Below are 13,271 nucleotides of genomic sequence, written 5' to 3' on the forward strand. Positions count from 1 at the left end.
GGCCATGACCGAACGTCTCAGCGCCTTCGCGGTCACGCTCGCCCAGCTCAATCCGACCATGGGCGACATCGAGGGCAACGCCGCGAAGGTTCGCGTCGCACGCGCGCGCGCCATCGCCGACGGCGCCGATGTCGTGCTGTTTCCGGAATTGTTCATCGCCGGCTATCCGCCGGAAGATCTGGTGCAGAAGCCGGCCTTCCAGGCTGCCTGCCGCTCGGCCATCGAGGCGCTCGCGCGCGAGACCGCCGACGGGGGCCCGGCGTTGCTGGTCGGCACGCCCTGGGTCGAGGACGGCAAGCTCTACAATGCCTGCGCGCTGCTCGACGGCGGGCGCATCGCTGGCCTGCGCTTCAAATGCAATCTGCCGAACTACGGCGTGTTCGACGAGAAGCGGTTGTTTGCGCGCGGTCCGGCCGCCGGCCCGGTGACCGTGCGCGGCGTGCGGATCGGCGTCCCGATCTGCGAGGACATCTGGCTGGAAGAGTCCGAGGATTACGAGAACGTGGTCGAGACGCTGGCGGAGACCGGCGCCGAGATCATTCTGGTGCCGAACGGCTCGCCCTATGCCCGCGACAAGAACGATGTGCGCTTGTCGGTGGCGGTGGCGCGGGTCACTGAATGCGGCCTGCCGCTGGTCTATCTCAACCAGGTCTGCGGCCAGGACGAGCTCGTGTTCGACGGCGCGTCCTTCGCGCTCAATGGCGATCTGTCGCTCGCCGCGCAATTGCCGGCGTTCGCAGAGAGCATCACCACGCTGCGTTTCACCAGGACTGGCGGCGATTGGCGCTGTACCGGACCAGTCGCCGAGCAACCCGAAGGCGACCGCGCCGACTATGCCGCCTGCGTGCTGGGCTTGCGCGACTACGTCGGCAAGAACGGCTTTCCCGGCGTGCTGCTGGGCATCTCCGGCGGCATCGATTCCGCGCTGTGCGCCGCGATCGCGGTCGACGCGCTCGGCGCCGATCAGGTGCACGGCGTGATGCTGCCTTATCGTTATACGGCCGCACACTCGATTGCCGACGCAGGTGAGCTCGCCGGTCATCTCGGCATCCGCTACGAGGTGCTGCCGATCGCTGAAGCGGTGGGCGGGTTCGAGACCATCCTGTCCGGCCTGTTCAAGAACCTGCCGGCTGATATCACCGAAGAAAACCTCCAGGCCCGCACCCGCGGCACGCTGCTGATGGCGATCTCCAACAAGATCGGGCTGATGGTGGTGACAACGGGCAACAAGTCGGAAATGTCGGTCGGCTACGCCACGCTCTATGGCGACATGAACGGCGGCTTCAATCCGATCAAGGACATCTACAAGACGCAGGTGTTCCGGATGGCGACGCTACGCAACGTGTGGAAGCCCGATGGTGCACTGGGGCCCGCGGGAGAAGTGATCCCGCCCGATATCATCACGCGTCCGCCGACGGCTGAGCTACGCGAGAACCAGACCGATCAGGATTCACTGCCGCCTTACGATGTGCTCGATGCGATCCTCGAGCGGCTGGTCGAACGCGAGGAGCCGCTCGACCAGATCATCGCCGCAGGCTTCGACCGCGAGACGGTGACCCGCATCGACCATCTCCTCAACGTCGCCGAATACAAGCGCCGTCAAGCCGCACCCGGCGTGAAGGTGACGCGCAAGAACTTTGGCCGCGACCGCCGCTATCCCATCACCAACCGCTTTCGCGATCGCGGCGAGAAGCTTCCCGCACCCGACGAAACGCTGGTGTCGCGCGGCAGCAAGGCGTCGATCGACGCGTTCGAGGGGTAGGGCAGGCTAATCTTGCGGCTTCCCTTCGTATCCGCGGGCGCGATGGGCGTTATTGCGCCTTCGCCCCTTGCGGGAGAGGGCAGTACCGCCGTTGAAGCGATCTCGATCGGGTGAGGGGTACTGTCGGCATACTCTCATGTGCATTTGTGAGCGCGGAGAGAACCCTTCATCCGGCGCTTCGCGCCACCTTCTCCCGCAAGGGGAGAAGGGAAGTAAGAAGTCCTGCTACTTCTGCTGCGGCAGGAAGGTCGGGCCGACCGAACGGATCGGCTTGTTCTCCGACGTGGTTGTGGTGCTCGATTCCGCAGGCGGCGTCGCGGCCGGCGCGGCGGCCGTTGCCGGTGCAGGGGCCGCGCCTTTCTTTGCAGGCGCGCCTTTGCCGAGCCGCTGCTGCTGCATTTTCTTGGCGCTTTCCTCGGTGACGATGATGTCACCCTGCTGCTCTGCCGCGGCCTTGTCGTCGGCCGATTTCAGCGCGTCGGCCCAGCTCTGGCCAGCCGCCTTGCAGGAGCAGGACGGGTTGAACTCGCTGCGGAATTTGAAGGCGGTCGGCAGCGACGTGTAGGGCTGGCCGCTGATGGAGACCGCGGAGTTCATGTCCTCGCCGGGATTGCGGTGGGCATAGAGAACGGCTTCCGCCGCCGGGCACAGCGCCTTGCAGGTCTTCTCGTCATCGGGGAAGCGCGCCGGCACGGTCGCAAACGAGATCGGGAAATAGGCGCCGTCGCAGGTGCGCACGCACACGGTACGATAGGTGCCGGACTGCGGGCCGAGATCGGCGGGCGGGACACCCGGCTGCTGATTGTTGGGGTTGTTGCCGCCGCCAAACAGATTGCTCAGGAAGTTGCCGCCGCCCTGTGACTGCGCGGCATTGGCGTATTGCGGGCCGCAATTGTTCTGCGCGAGCGCAACCAGCACCGAGCGGCGCTGGCTGTCCCGTTCAGGGCTGCCGCCACCGGGACCGCTCCGCAGGCGTTCGAGACTGCCGGTGATCTGATCCAGATTGGCCCGCATCTGCTGGATCTGGGTGTTGACCGGACCGCATTGCGCCGACTGGCCGTTGAACAGCGAGAAGAAGCCGGAGGATTCGCAGCCCATGCGCTTGGCCTGCATGGTGACGCGGTCGAGCTCGGCCTGCTGGCGGGTCTGCGATTCCTGGTAACGCCGGATCTGGTCCTCGCGCGCGGGATCGCCGTTGCCGCCGCGATCGAGCGCAACCAGCTGTCCTTCCAGCCGCACGCACATCGGGTTCGTTCCGGGCCCGCCCTGGGCGGGCGGCGGCGCGCCGGGCGGGCCGGCCTGTGCAAAGGCGTCAGTGGCGAGCACGACGCTGAGAAGCACGGTGCAGGCAAGGAGGGAGCGGGGACGGGACAGGGACAAAAATTCAGGCATATCCGCCATTCTAGCGAGGTCACGGCCGGGCGTGATTTGGGGGGCCGATGCGCGCCCTCCAATAGCCGCTTCCCGCGGCATCGTCACGTCGTTTCAGGGGCCGTAAACGGGTCCTAAGGTCCACCAGTTCCGAAGGAATTCAGCGCTGGCAGGTGATTGCGACATATTCGTCGCAATGGCCATGGGAGCAGTTTGCGCCGGATTTGGGGACAGAGCCGGTAATTTCGTCGGGATCGACCCGGCGGTAGGCCGATGCCTGCGCAAAGTCTCGTGACTGGCAGTAGGTGCGGGCAACGTGCGCGCCGCATTTCTCGCCCTTGGCCAGGCACTGGTCGACGCCATAGCCGTCGGCCTGGTTGGCGATGATGAAGACGCGGGTTTCGGCGAAAGCGCTGGATGCCGCAAGGATGGAGGCGCAGGACATGAGCGCGAGCAACGATCGCATGAAAACACCTTGGGGCAAAAAGCAGGAACTGCCGGTTCCAGAATGGGCTCAAATGGTTAAGGATGATGAACCATCAAGGCGGGCGGCCGCCCATTGTGGACATAAAGCGGCATTTTCGCGGCTCTCTTGACGCCAAGGCCCTTCGTGGCCCATATGACCGCCATGAACGGTCTCCTCGCCATCTGCATTATCTGCCGCGAGATTACGAGCTAGCGATTCGCTGGCTGGAGCCGTCTTTTCTCAACCACATTGAGAGCACTGGACGCCCGGCCAACAGCCGACGGGTGTCCATATGGAATTGCGTCTTTACGATACGCTGAGCCGGGAAAAGCGCAGCTTTGTGCCGCTCGATGCGAAGAACGTCCGCATGTATGTCTGCGGACCGACCGTGTATGACTTCGCCCATATCGGCAATGCGCGGCCGGTGATCGTGTTCGACGTGCTGTTTCGGCTGCTCCGCCATCTCTATGGCGAGGCGCACGTCAAATATGTCCGCAACATCACCGACGTCGACGACAAGATCAACGACCGCGCCGCGCGGGACTTTCCGGGCCTGCCGCTGAACGAGGCGATCCGCAAGGTCACCGAGCAGACCGGCAAGCAGTTCCACGCGGATGTCGATGCGCTCGGCGCGCTGCGGCCGAGCGTCGAGCCGCGCGCGACCGAGCATATCGTCGAGATGCGCGAGATCATCGAGCGGCTGATCAAGGGCGGGTTTGCCTATGCCGCCGAGGACCACGTGCTGTTCTCGCCGCAGGCGATGAACGCGGCCAATGACGGACTGCCGCGCTATGGCGCGCTGTCGAAGCGGTCACTCGACGAGATGATCGCCGGCGCACGTGTCGATGTTGCGCCCTACAAGAAGGATTCGACAGACTTCGTGTTGTGGAAGCCGTCGAAGCCGGGCGAGCCGTCCTGGCCGTCGCCGGCCGGCATCAAGACCGAGGGACGTCCGGGCTGGCACATCGAGTGCTCGGCCATGGCGTGGAAGCATCTCGGCGAACAGTTCGACATCCATGGTGGCGGCATCGACCTCGTGTTTCCGCATCACGAGAACGAGGTCGCGCAGACCTGCTGCGCCTTCCACCAGCAGCGGATGGCGAACTACTGGATGCATAACGGCTTCCTCCAGGTCGAGAGCGAGAAGATGTCGAAGAGCGTCGGCAACTTCATCACCATCCACGAGCTGCTCGCGGACTGGCCGGGCGAGGTGCTGCGCCTCAACATGCTGAAGACGCATTACACCTCGCCGATCGACTGGACCATGAAGTCGCTGGAGGAGAGCGCCAAGACGCTCAACGACTGGTATCGCTTTGCGGCCGACGTCGCGCCGTCGAAGCCGGCGGCATCCGTGCTCGATGCCCTGCTCGACGACCTCAACACGCCGCAGGCGATCGCGGCGCTGCATGGGGTGCGCAACGCGTCCGATGCAGCCGGCCTCTCGGCTTCGCTTCGTCTGCTCGGCTTCCTGTCCGAGAGCGTGGCGCAATGGGAGGGCCGCAAGCAGCAGGCGAGCGGTGTCGATGCCGGCGAGATCGACCGCCTGCTCGCCGAGCGCACGGCGGCGCGTGCGCGAAAAGACTTCAAAGAGTCCGATCGCATCCGTGACGAACTCGCCGCCAAGGGCATCGTGATCAAGGACGGCAAAGACGCCGACGGCAAGCCGGTGACGACCTGGGAGCTCGCGTGATGGCACAAGCGCACCCCAAGCCCGGCTTGCGGCCGTTCTTGCAGGCCGACGTGCCGATGCTGGCCGCGATCTTCGCTGCGAGCATCGGTGAGCTGACCGGTGACGACTACACCGAGGCGCAGCAGGAAGCCTGGATGGCGTCGGCCGACACCGAGGAGTTCGGCAAGCGGCTGGCGTCCGACCTGACGCTGATCGCCACGCTCGACGGCTCGCCCGTGGGCTTCGCCTCGCTGCGCGGCGCCGATCATATCCGCATGCTCTATGTGCATCCGGCTGTGAGCCGTCAGGGCATCGCGACCATGCTCGTTGACGCACTGGAGAAGCTTGCGGGCGGCCGCGGCGCTGCGGCGCTCACGGTCGATGCCAGCGACACCGCGCAAAACTTTTTCGCCAAGCGCGGCTATACCGCCCAGCAGCGCAACAGTGTCACCATCAACGACGAATGGCTCGCCAACACCACCATGAAAAAGACGCTCGGCAGCGGACCCGCGTCGGGAGCGCTGCAATGAGCAAGGAGCGTCTTTATCTCTTCGACACCACGCTGCGGGACGGCGCGCAGACCAACGGCGTCGATTTCACGCTGACCGACAAACAGGCCATCGCGGCGATGCTCGACGATCTCGGCATCGACTATGTCGAGGGCGGCTATCCCGGCGCCAATCCGCTCGATACGGAGTTTTTCGGCAGCAGGCCGAAGCTCAGCCACGCGCGCTTCACCGCTTTCGGCATGACGCGGCGGGCAGGGCGCTCGGTCTCCAACGATCCCGGTGTCGCCGGGCTGCTGGAAGCCAAGGCCGATGCAATCTGCTTTGTTGCGAAGTCCTCGGCGTATCAGGTGCGCGTGGCACTGGAGACGACGAAGGAGGAAAACCTCGCCTCGATCCGCGACAGCGTCGCGGCCGCGAAGGCTGCGGGTCGCGAGGTCATGCTCGACTGCGAGCACTTTTTCGACGGCTACAAGGAAGATGCGAGTTTTGCGCTGGCCTGCGCCAAGGCCGCCTATGAGGCCGGTGCCCGCTGGGTAGTCCTGTGCGACACCAATGGCGGCACCATGCCAAACGAGGTCGAGGCCATCGTCGCCGAGGTGACGAAGCACATCCCCGGCGATCACGTCGGCATCCACGCCCATAACGACACCGAGCAGGCGGTAGCGAACTCGCTCGCGGCTGTGCGTGCCGGCGCTCGGCAGATCCAGGGCACGCTGAACGGGCTCGGCGAGCGCTGCGGCAACGCCAATCTCTGTTCGCTGATTCCGACGCTGAAATTGAAGAAGGAGTTTTCGGACGCCTTCGAGATCTCCGTCACGCCGGAGAATCTGGCGACGCTCGTCAAGGTCTCGCGCACGCTCGACGACATGCTCAATCGCGTACCGAACCGGCATGCGGCGTACGTCGGCGAGAGCGCCTTCGTCACCAAGACCGGCATCCACGCCTCCGCCGTGATGAAGGATCCGCAGACCTATGAGCATGTGCTGCCGGAGACGGTCGGCAATCATCGCAAGGTGCTGGTCTCGGACCAGGCCGGCCGCTCCAATGTCATCGCCGAGCTCGATCGCGCCGGAATCGCTTACGAAAAGAGCGATCCGAAGCTGACCCGGCTGGTCGAGGAGTTGAAGGAGCGCGAGGCTCAGGGCTACGCCTATGAATCCGCCAACGCCTCGTTCGATCTGCTGGCGCGACGGACTCTCGGCAAGGTCCCGCATTATTTCGAGGTCGAGCAATTCGACGTCAATGTCGAGCAGCGCTACAATTCGCATGGCGAGCGTGTCACCGTGGCGCTCGCCGTGGTCAAGGTCGACGTCGCCGGTGAGCATCTGATCTCGGCGGCCGAAGGCAACGGCCCCGTCAACGCGCTCGACGTCGCGCTGCGCAAGGACCTCGGCAAGTACCAGAAGTACATCGAGGGCCTGACGCTGATCGACTACCGCGTGCGTATCCTCAATGGCGGCACCGGCGCGGTCACGCGCGTGCTGATCGAGAGCGAGGACGAGAACGGCGATCGCTGGACCACGGTCGGCGTGTCCCCGAACATCATCGACGCCTCGTTCCAGGCGCTGATGGATTCGGTGATCTACAAGCTCGTGAAATCGGGCGCGCCGGCGTAGGCTGCTGCGGTGGTGGTACCGGCGCCGTTACAGGGGCCGTCATTGCGAGCGAAGCGAAGCAATCCAGAATCTCTCCGCGGGGACAGTCTGGATTGCTTCGTCGCAAGTGCTCCTCGCGATGACGTGGAGAGGGAAGCCAAGGCATGATCGACCACATCTCCGTCGGCGTCAGCGATCTCGAACGCTCCGCCAAATTCTACGAAGCCGCGCTCGCTGCCCTCGGCCTCACGCGCCTCGTGGCGCGCCCGCGCACGATCGGCTTCGGCAAGACCTACCCGGAGTTCTGGATCAACTTACGCGAAGCGATGCCGCATGTGCCGCCGGAGAGCGGCACGCATATCTGCCTGCGGGCAAAAACAACGGCCGAGGTCGATGCATTCTATGCCGCAGCACTTGCGACCGGCGGCGCATCCGACGGCGCACCGGGCATCCGCCCGCATGATCGCGTCCGCTACTACGCGGCCTTCGTCCTCGACCCCGATGGTAACCGGATCGAGGCAGTGACGTTTCCGCAGGACTGATTACAGCTTGCGCGCGACGTCAGGGGCGAGCTGCTTTTCCGCCTCGGCAATCTGGGCCGCCGCCGACTTCAGCTTCGGCAGGATGTCCTCGACGCGATCGGCCTTGAGGATATCGACGGAAAGGCCGGCGCGGATGAACTCGGTCTGGCGCATGTGCGACAGCAGCGAGAACAGCGGCTCCCAGAAATTGTCGAAGTTGGCGAGCAGCACCGGCTTGGCGTGACGGCCAAGCTGCTTCCAGGTCAACTGCTCGACCAGCTCCTCCAGCGTGCCGACACCGCCCGGCAACGCCACGAACGCGTCGGAACGCTCGAACATCAGCCGCTTGCGCTCGTGCATGTCGGGGGTGACGATCATTTCCTGCACCCGGGTCAGCGCGTTCTCGCGCTTGCGCAGGAATTCAGGAATGATGCCGGTGACGGTGCCGCCGTGATCCAGCACGGAGGTCGCGACCGAGCCCATCAGGCCAAGCGAGCCGCCGCCATAGACAAGCCGGATGTTGTTCTCGGCGAGCGCCTTGCCGAACGCCTTGGCGCCTTCGGTGAAGTGGGGGTTGGTTCCGGGACCGGAGCCGCAATAGACACAGACAGTTTTGATCGTGCTCATTGGTGCCATGATGCATTGCAGCGAAGGGGCGTCAAGCCCCTCAGATGATTCGCGTCACCCGGGAATCTACCGGTAAACGACGACAAACAATCGAAGATTCGCCATCTGGCGGGGTGCGCTTCGGCCGGGAAGCTTCTATATGACGAGCGAAAATCGCAAATCGCACCGCGCCCGCATCCGGCGGGCCTTTCAGGTTTCTTGATGAGCCCACCCCCTTCGCCAGACGTCCCCGACGTGCCCGATCAATCCGGCGGACCGCTGGAGCGGGCCACCCTGATGGGCACGCTGGCGCATCTGTGGCCCTATATCTGGCCGGGCGACCGTTTCGACCTGAAGATGCGGGTGGTCTGGTCGATGGTGCTGCTGCTCGCCGCCAAGCTGATCACGCTGACGGTGCCGTTCAGCTTCAAATGGGCGACGGACGCGCTCACGGGCGCCAATACCGCGCCGGTGCAGGCAGGCAACTGGCATCTCTGGGTGGTCGCATCGCCCTTGCTGCTCACCGCGAGCTACGGCGTCATGCGCATCGTGATGGCGGTGCTGACGCAATGGCGCGACGGCATCTTTGCCCGCGTCGCCATGCATGCGGTGCGCAAGCTCGCCACCATCACCTTCGTCCACATGCACGAACTGTCGCTGCGCTTTCATCTCGAGCGCAAGACCGGCGGACTGACGCGCGTGCTCGAGCGCGGCCGCGAGGGCATCGAGGTCATCGTGCGCATGGTGATCCTGCAGCTGATCCCGACCATCGTCGAGGTCACGCTGCTGATGGCTGTGCTGCTCTGGCAGTTCGATTGGCGCTACGTGGTCGCGACCCTGATCACGGTCACACTCTACATGTACTACACCTACATCGCGACCGAGTGGCGGATCGGCATTCGCCGCAAGATGAACGATTCCGACACCGAGGCGAACACGAAGGCGATCGACTCGCTGCTCAACTACGAGACCGTCAAGTATTTCAGCGCCGAGGCCCGCGAGGCGCAGCGCTACGACAAGTCAGTCGCGCGCTACGAGGAGGCGAGCGTTCACACCTACACCTCGCTCGCGGTGCTCAACACCGGCCAGGCCGTGATCTTCACCCTGGGTCTGACCGCGACCATGCTGATGTGCGCGATCGGCGTGCGCAACGGCACCAACACGGTCGGCGATTTCGTGCTGGTCAACGCCATGATGATCCAGCTCTACCAGCCGCTGAATTTCATGGGCATGGTCTATCGCGAGATCAAGCAGGCGATCATCGACATCGAGAAGATGTTCAATGTGATCGGCCGCGAGGCGGAGATCAAGGACGTCCCCAGTGCGCAGCCGCTGGCAGTCTCTGCCGGCACGGTGCGCTTTGAGGACGTGCGCTTTGCCTATGAGCCGACGCGACCGATCCTGAAAGGCATCAGCTTCGAAGTGCCGGCCGGCAAGACGGTCGCAATCGTCGGCCCGTCGGGTGCGGGCAAGTCGACCATCTCGCGTCTGCTGTTCCGTCTCTACGACATCTCCGGCGGCAAGATCCTGATCGACGGGCAGGACATCCGCGAGGTCACGCAGGCAAGCTTGCGTGCCTCGATCGGCATGGTGCCGCAGGACACGGTGCTGTTCAACGATACCATCCGCTACAACATCCGCTACGGGCGCTGGGACGCCAGCGATGCCGAGGTCGAGGAAGCCGCGAGCTTGGCGCAGATCGACCATTTCATCCGCATGTCGCCGATGGGCTACGAGACCCAGGTCGGCGAGCGCGGCCTGAAACTGTCGGGCGGCGAGAAGCAGCGCGTCGCGATCGCGCGCACGGTATTGAAGGCGCCGCCGATCCTGGTGCTTGATGAGGCGACCTCGGCGCTCGATACCCACACCGAGCACGAAATCCAGGGCGCGCTCGATCGAGTCGCCAAGAATCGCACCTCGCTGGTGATCGCGCACCGCCTCTCGACCATCGTCGGCGCCGACGAAATCATCGTGCTGGACCAGGGCCGCATCGCCGAGCGCGGCACCCATGCCAGCCTGCTCGCGCAGGGCGGTCTCTACGCCAGCATGTGGAATAGGCAGCGCGAGGCCGAGGCAGCGCGCGAGAAACTGGCCCGGATGGCTGACAGCAGCGAGGCGCCCAACCGGCAGCCGCCGCCGGTCGAGGACGCCCTCACGGCGCAGGCGGCCGCGGAGTGAGCTTGTCTCCGGTCCCAACTCTGGCCTAAACAACCCCGGAGCGCGAGACGATCCGCGCCATCAACCCCTGAGCGGCAGATAGCGATGTCCATTCTCGATTCGATCCAGCGTCAGATCCCGCCGATTCACAAGGAGGGCTATCCCTTCATCGGCGGCTTCGCACTGGCAAGCCTGGTCCTGTTCTGGCTGTGGTCGCCGCTGGGATGGATCGGCACGATCCTCACCGTGTGGTGCGCGCTGTTCTTCCGCGATCCCATGCGCGTGACGCCGCAGCGCGACGGCCTCGTGGTGTCGCCCGCCGACGGGCGCGTCTCGATGATCACCATGGCGCTGCCGCCGGCCGAGCTTGGGCTCGGCGACCGGCCGCTGCCGCGCATCTCGGTGTTCATGAGCGTGTTCAACTGCCATGTGAACCGCAGCCCGATCGCGGGCAGGGTGGACCGCATCGCCTATCGGCCAGGCCTGTTCATCAATGCCGAGCTCGACAAGGCGAGCGAGGACAATGAGCGCAATTCGCTTGTGATCTCGACGCCGCAGGGCCGCATCGGCGTGATCCAGATCGCGGGCCTCGTTGCCAAGCGCATCGTGTGCTTCGTCAAGGAGGGGCAGGCGGTCGGCGCCGGTGAGCGGTTCGGCTTGATCCGCTTCGGCTCGCGGCTCGACGTCTATCTGCCTGTCGGCACCAAGGCGTTGGTCTCGGAAGGGCAGACCGCGATCGCCGGTGAGACGATCCTGGCCGATCTCACCGGGGACGACCCGAATCGCGCCTACCGCGCCAGTTAACCCGGAAGCCCGTGTTGGGGGCCTTCCGCCGCAATGGCGGAGAGCGGCACGGCTTGCTATATCTCGCCTGCAGGTGAGGACGAGCCAATGACGCCCTACGACGAGAGAGATCCCGACCTTCGCCGCCGGCGGTTCCGCCCGATCCCGGTGCGCATGCTGGTGCCCAACGTCATCACCCTGCTGGCGATCTGCGCCGGCTTGACTTCGATCCGGCTGTCGATCGAGGGGCGGATGGCGCTCGCCGTCTACGCCATCGTGTTCGCGGCCGCGCTCGACGGCATCGATGGCCGTGTCGCGCGCCTGATCAAGGGCCAGTCCAAGTTCGGCGCCGAGCTCGACAGCCTCGCCGACTTCGTCAATTTCGGCGTCGCCCCTGGCCTGATGCTGTACTTCTGGCAGTTGCACGAGCTCGGCAATGCGGGCTGGATCGCCGCGATGGTGTTTGCGATCTCCGGCGGCTTGCGGCTCGCGCGCTTCAACGCCACCATGGACGATCCGAACAAGCCTGCTTTCGCCGCCAATTTCTTCACCGGCGTGCCGGCGCCGGCCGGCGCCATCACCGTGCTGCTGCCGATCTATGCTGCGTTCCTCGATCTCGGCCGCGTGCCCGCCGCTTTGACCGCAGCCTATACGCTGCTGATCGCCTTCCTGATGGTCTCGCGGCTACCGGTATTCTCCGGCAAGACCAAGCGGATGCGCGTGTCGCCAGAACTGGTGCTGCCCGCTTTCGTCGCGGTGGTTGTCTTCATTGCGATCCTGATTGCCTATCCCTGGCATGTGCTGTCGGTCGGTACGGCGCTGTACCTGCTTGGCCTGCCCCTCGGCTACAAATCCTATCGCGATCAGGCGCGTGCGATGGCTGGCCCTGCGCCTGCGAGCGATGAGGTCTCGTCACCGCCGTCGGCCCCGACCATGGCGAGCCTGTCTGAGCCGCCGCACGACGATGGCCGGCCCGGACGATTGCACTGAGCGATCGCATGCGGATATCTGCCATGAGGGCGCCTGAGTTGGGTTGAGGCCTGATCTCGGCTATATCGCCCAGTGCCGGCGGCACCGCGTCAACAGCGGCCGCCAATCTGGGAGAGAACGCCGTGACCAAATCCGCGACCGGGCCGCTGCCCGCTTCCGTCATCGAAGCGCTGGGCCGCTACGACACACCGACGATCTGCAACGCCATGGAGGTCATCGCACCGGAGCGGCGGTTGATCGGTTTCACCACCAAGCAATTGGTCTGCCCGTTTCCCGAGCTGCCGCCGATGGTCGGCTATGCCCGCACGGTCACGATCCGCGCGGTACAGAAATCCCCACTGCCGGCGGCGGAACAGGCCAAGCGTCGCATCGAGTATTATGAATATGTCGGCACCGGCCATGGTCCCCGTATCTCGGTGATCCAGGACGTCGACGGCCCCGACATCGGCTATGGCGCATTCTGGGGCGAGGTGCAAAGCAACGTCCACAAGGCGCTCGGCTGTCTCGGCGTCGTCACCGACGGTTCGATCCGCGACGTCCCGCAATGGGCGCCGGGCTTTCAGGCGCTGGCCGGCTCGTATGGTCCGTCGCATGCGTGGGTGCACGCGGAAAGCTTTGGCGGGCAGGTCCGTGTCGCCGGCATGACGGTGAATTCCGACGACCTGATCCACGCCGACCGGCATGGCGCCATCGTGATTCCGCTCGATCTTGCGGCAAAACTCCCGGAAGCCGCCGAGCTCTGTGGCCGCCGCGAGACGCCGATCCTCGAGATCGCGCGCAGCCCCGACTTCTCGCTGGAGAAGCTCAAGGCCGCGCTGAAGCGCTCGGCGGAGATTCATTGA

General features: G+C 65.0%; 11 protein-coding genes and 1 pseudogene. 9 read left to right on the top strand and 3 right to left on the bottom strand.

Annotated elements, in window-relative coordinates; translation table 11 throughout:
• Positions 1 to 4 precede the first annotated feature (4 nt).
• Complete coding sequence (locus tag JQ631_RS05530; protein WP_212324644.1) at positions 5 to 1,762, top strand: NAD+ synthase; 1,758 nt, start codon at positions 5 to 7, stop codon at positions 1,760 to 1,762.
• 225 nt (positions 1,763 to 1,987) lie between these two features.
• Here the strand turns inward: JQ631_RS05530 and JQ631_RS05535 are convergent, their stop codons facing one another.
• Both JQ631_RS05535 and JQ631_RS05540 read right to left on the bottom strand, forming a co-directional pair.
• Positions 1,988 to 3,163: a DUF2865 domain-containing protein gene (locus JQ631_RS05535; RefSeq protein WP_212324645.1), complete on the bottom strand. Its 1,176-nt coding sequence runs from the start codon at positions 3,161 to 3,163 to the stop codon at positions 1,988 to 1,990.
• Positions 3,164 to 3,293: 130 nt separating this feature from the next.
• Positions 3,294 to 3,599: a hypothetical protein gene (locus JQ631_RS05540; RefSeq protein ID WP_212324646.1), complete on the bottom strand. Its 306-nt coding sequence runs from the start codon at positions 3,597 to 3,599 to the stop codon at positions 3,294 to 3,296.
• 292 nt (positions 3,600 to 3,891) lie between these two features.
• Here JQ631_RS05540 and cysS point away from each other — a divergent pair, with 292 nt between their 5' ends.
• The 4 genes from cysS (at position 3,892) to JQ631_RS05560 (ending at position 7,914) form a co-directional block, all read left to right on the top strand.
• Entirely contained in the window at positions 3,892 to 5,289 is a 1,398-nt protein-coding gene (gene cysS, locus JQ631_RS05545; RefSeq protein WP_212324647.1) for a cysteine--tRNA ligase, read from the top strand.
• Positions 5,289 to 5,798, top strand: a complete 510-nt coding sequence (locus JQ631_RS05550) for a GNAT family N-acetyltransferase (RefSeq protein ID WP_212324648.1) — start codon at positions 5,289 to 5,291, stop codon at positions 5,796 to 5,798. Before cysS ends, JQ631_RS05550 begins: the two co-directional genes overlap by 1 nt.
• Entirely contained in the window at positions 5,795 to 7,393 is a 1,599-nt protein-coding gene (gene cimA / locus JQ631_RS05555; protein WP_212324649.1) for a citramalate synthase, read from the top strand. Before JQ631_RS05550 ends, cimA begins: the two co-directional genes overlap by 4 nt.
• A 143-nt stretch (positions 7,394 to 7,536) precedes the next feature.
• Positions 7,537 to 7,914 carry a VOC family protein gene (locus tag JQ631_RS05560; RefSeq protein WP_212324651.1) on the top strand — a complete coding sequence of 126 codons (378 nt, stop codon included), beginning with the start codon at positions 7,537 to 7,539 and terminating at the stop codon, positions 7,912 to 7,914.
• Here the strand turns inward: JQ631_RS05560 and JQ631_RS05565 are convergent, their stop codons facing one another.
• A complete protein-coding gene (locus JQ631_RS05565) occupies positions 7,915 to 8,520 on the bottom strand; it encodes an LOG family protein (RefSeq protein WP_212324653.1) in 606 nt (201 codons plus the stop codon).
• Positions 8,521 to 8,721: 201 nt separating this feature from the next.
• On the opposite strand from JQ631_RS05565, the gene JQ631_RS05570 reads away from it, so the two are divergent.
• The 4 genes and pseudogenes from JQ631_RS05570 (at position 8,722) to JQ631_RS05585 (ending at position 13,271) form a co-directional block, all read left to right on the top strand.
• Positions 8,722 to 10,677, top strand: coding sequence for an ABCB family ABC transporter ATP-binding protein/permease (locus JQ631_RS05570; protein ID WP_212324656.1), 1,956 nt, complete (start codon positions 8,722 to 8,724; stop codon positions 10,675 to 10,677).
• A 69-nt stretch (positions 10,678 to 10,746) separates the two neighbouring features.
• Positions 10,747 to 11,460: pseudogene (locus JQ631_RS05575) on the top strand (phosphatidylserine decarboxylase); the annotation flags it as partial.
• A gap of 87 nt (positions 11,461 to 11,547) precedes the next feature.
• Complete coding sequence (locus tag JQ631_RS05580; protein WP_212324658.1) at positions 11,548 to 12,429, top strand: CDP-alcohol phosphatidyltransferase family protein; 882 nt, start codon at positions 11,548 to 11,550, stop codon at positions 12,427 to 12,429.
• Between the two features lie 122 nt (positions 12,430 to 12,551).
• A complete protein-coding gene (locus JQ631_RS05585; RefSeq protein ID WP_212324659.1) occupies positions 12,552 to 13,271 on the top strand; it encodes an RraA family protein in 720 nt (239 codons plus the stop codon).

This window comes from Bradyrhizobium manausense (assembly GCF_018131105.1).
Taxonomy (GTDB): Bacteria; Pseudomonadota; Alphaproteobacteria; order Rhizobiales; family Xanthobacteraceae; genus Bradyrhizobium; species Bradyrhizobium manausense_B.

Coding starts and splice junctions, on each gene's coding strand:
- JQ631_RS05530 (WP_212324644.1), top strand. CDS start 5: ATGACCGAACGTCTCAGCGCCTTCGCGGTCACGCTCGCCCAGCTCAAT.
- JQ631_RS05535 (WP_212324645.1), bottom strand. CDS start 3,163: ATGGCGGATATGCCTGAATTTTTGTCCCTGTCCCGTCCCCGCTCCCTC.
- JQ631_RS05540 (WP_212324646.1), bottom strand. CDS start 3,599: ATGCGATCGTTGCTCGCGCTCATGTCCTGCGCCTCCATCCTTGCGGCA.
- cysS (WP_212324647.1), top strand. CDS start 3,892: ATGGAATTGCGTCTTTACGATACGCTGAGCCGGGAAAAGCGCAGCTTT.
- JQ631_RS05550 (WP_212324648.1), top strand. CDS start 5,289: ATGGCACAAGCGCACCCCAAGCCCGGCTTGCGGCCGTTCTTGCAGGCC.
- cimA (WP_212324649.1), top strand. CDS start 5,795: ATGAGCAAGGAGCGTCTTTATCTCTTCGACACCACGCTGCGGGACGGC.
- JQ631_RS05560 (WP_212324651.1), top strand. CDS start 7,537: ATGATCGACCACATCTCCGTCGGCGTCAGCGATCTCGAACGCTCCGCC.
- JQ631_RS05565 (WP_212324653.1), bottom strand. CDS start 8,520: ATGAGCACGATCAAAACTGTCTGTGTCTATTGCGGCTCCGGTCCCGGA.
- JQ631_RS05570 (WP_212324656.1), top strand. CDS start 8,722: ATGAGCCCACCCCCTTCGCCAGACGTCCCCGACGTGCCCGATCAATCC.
- JQ631_RS05580 (WP_212324658.1), top strand. CDS start 11,548: ATGACGCCCTACGACGAGAGAGATCCCGACCTTCGCCGCCGGCGGTTC.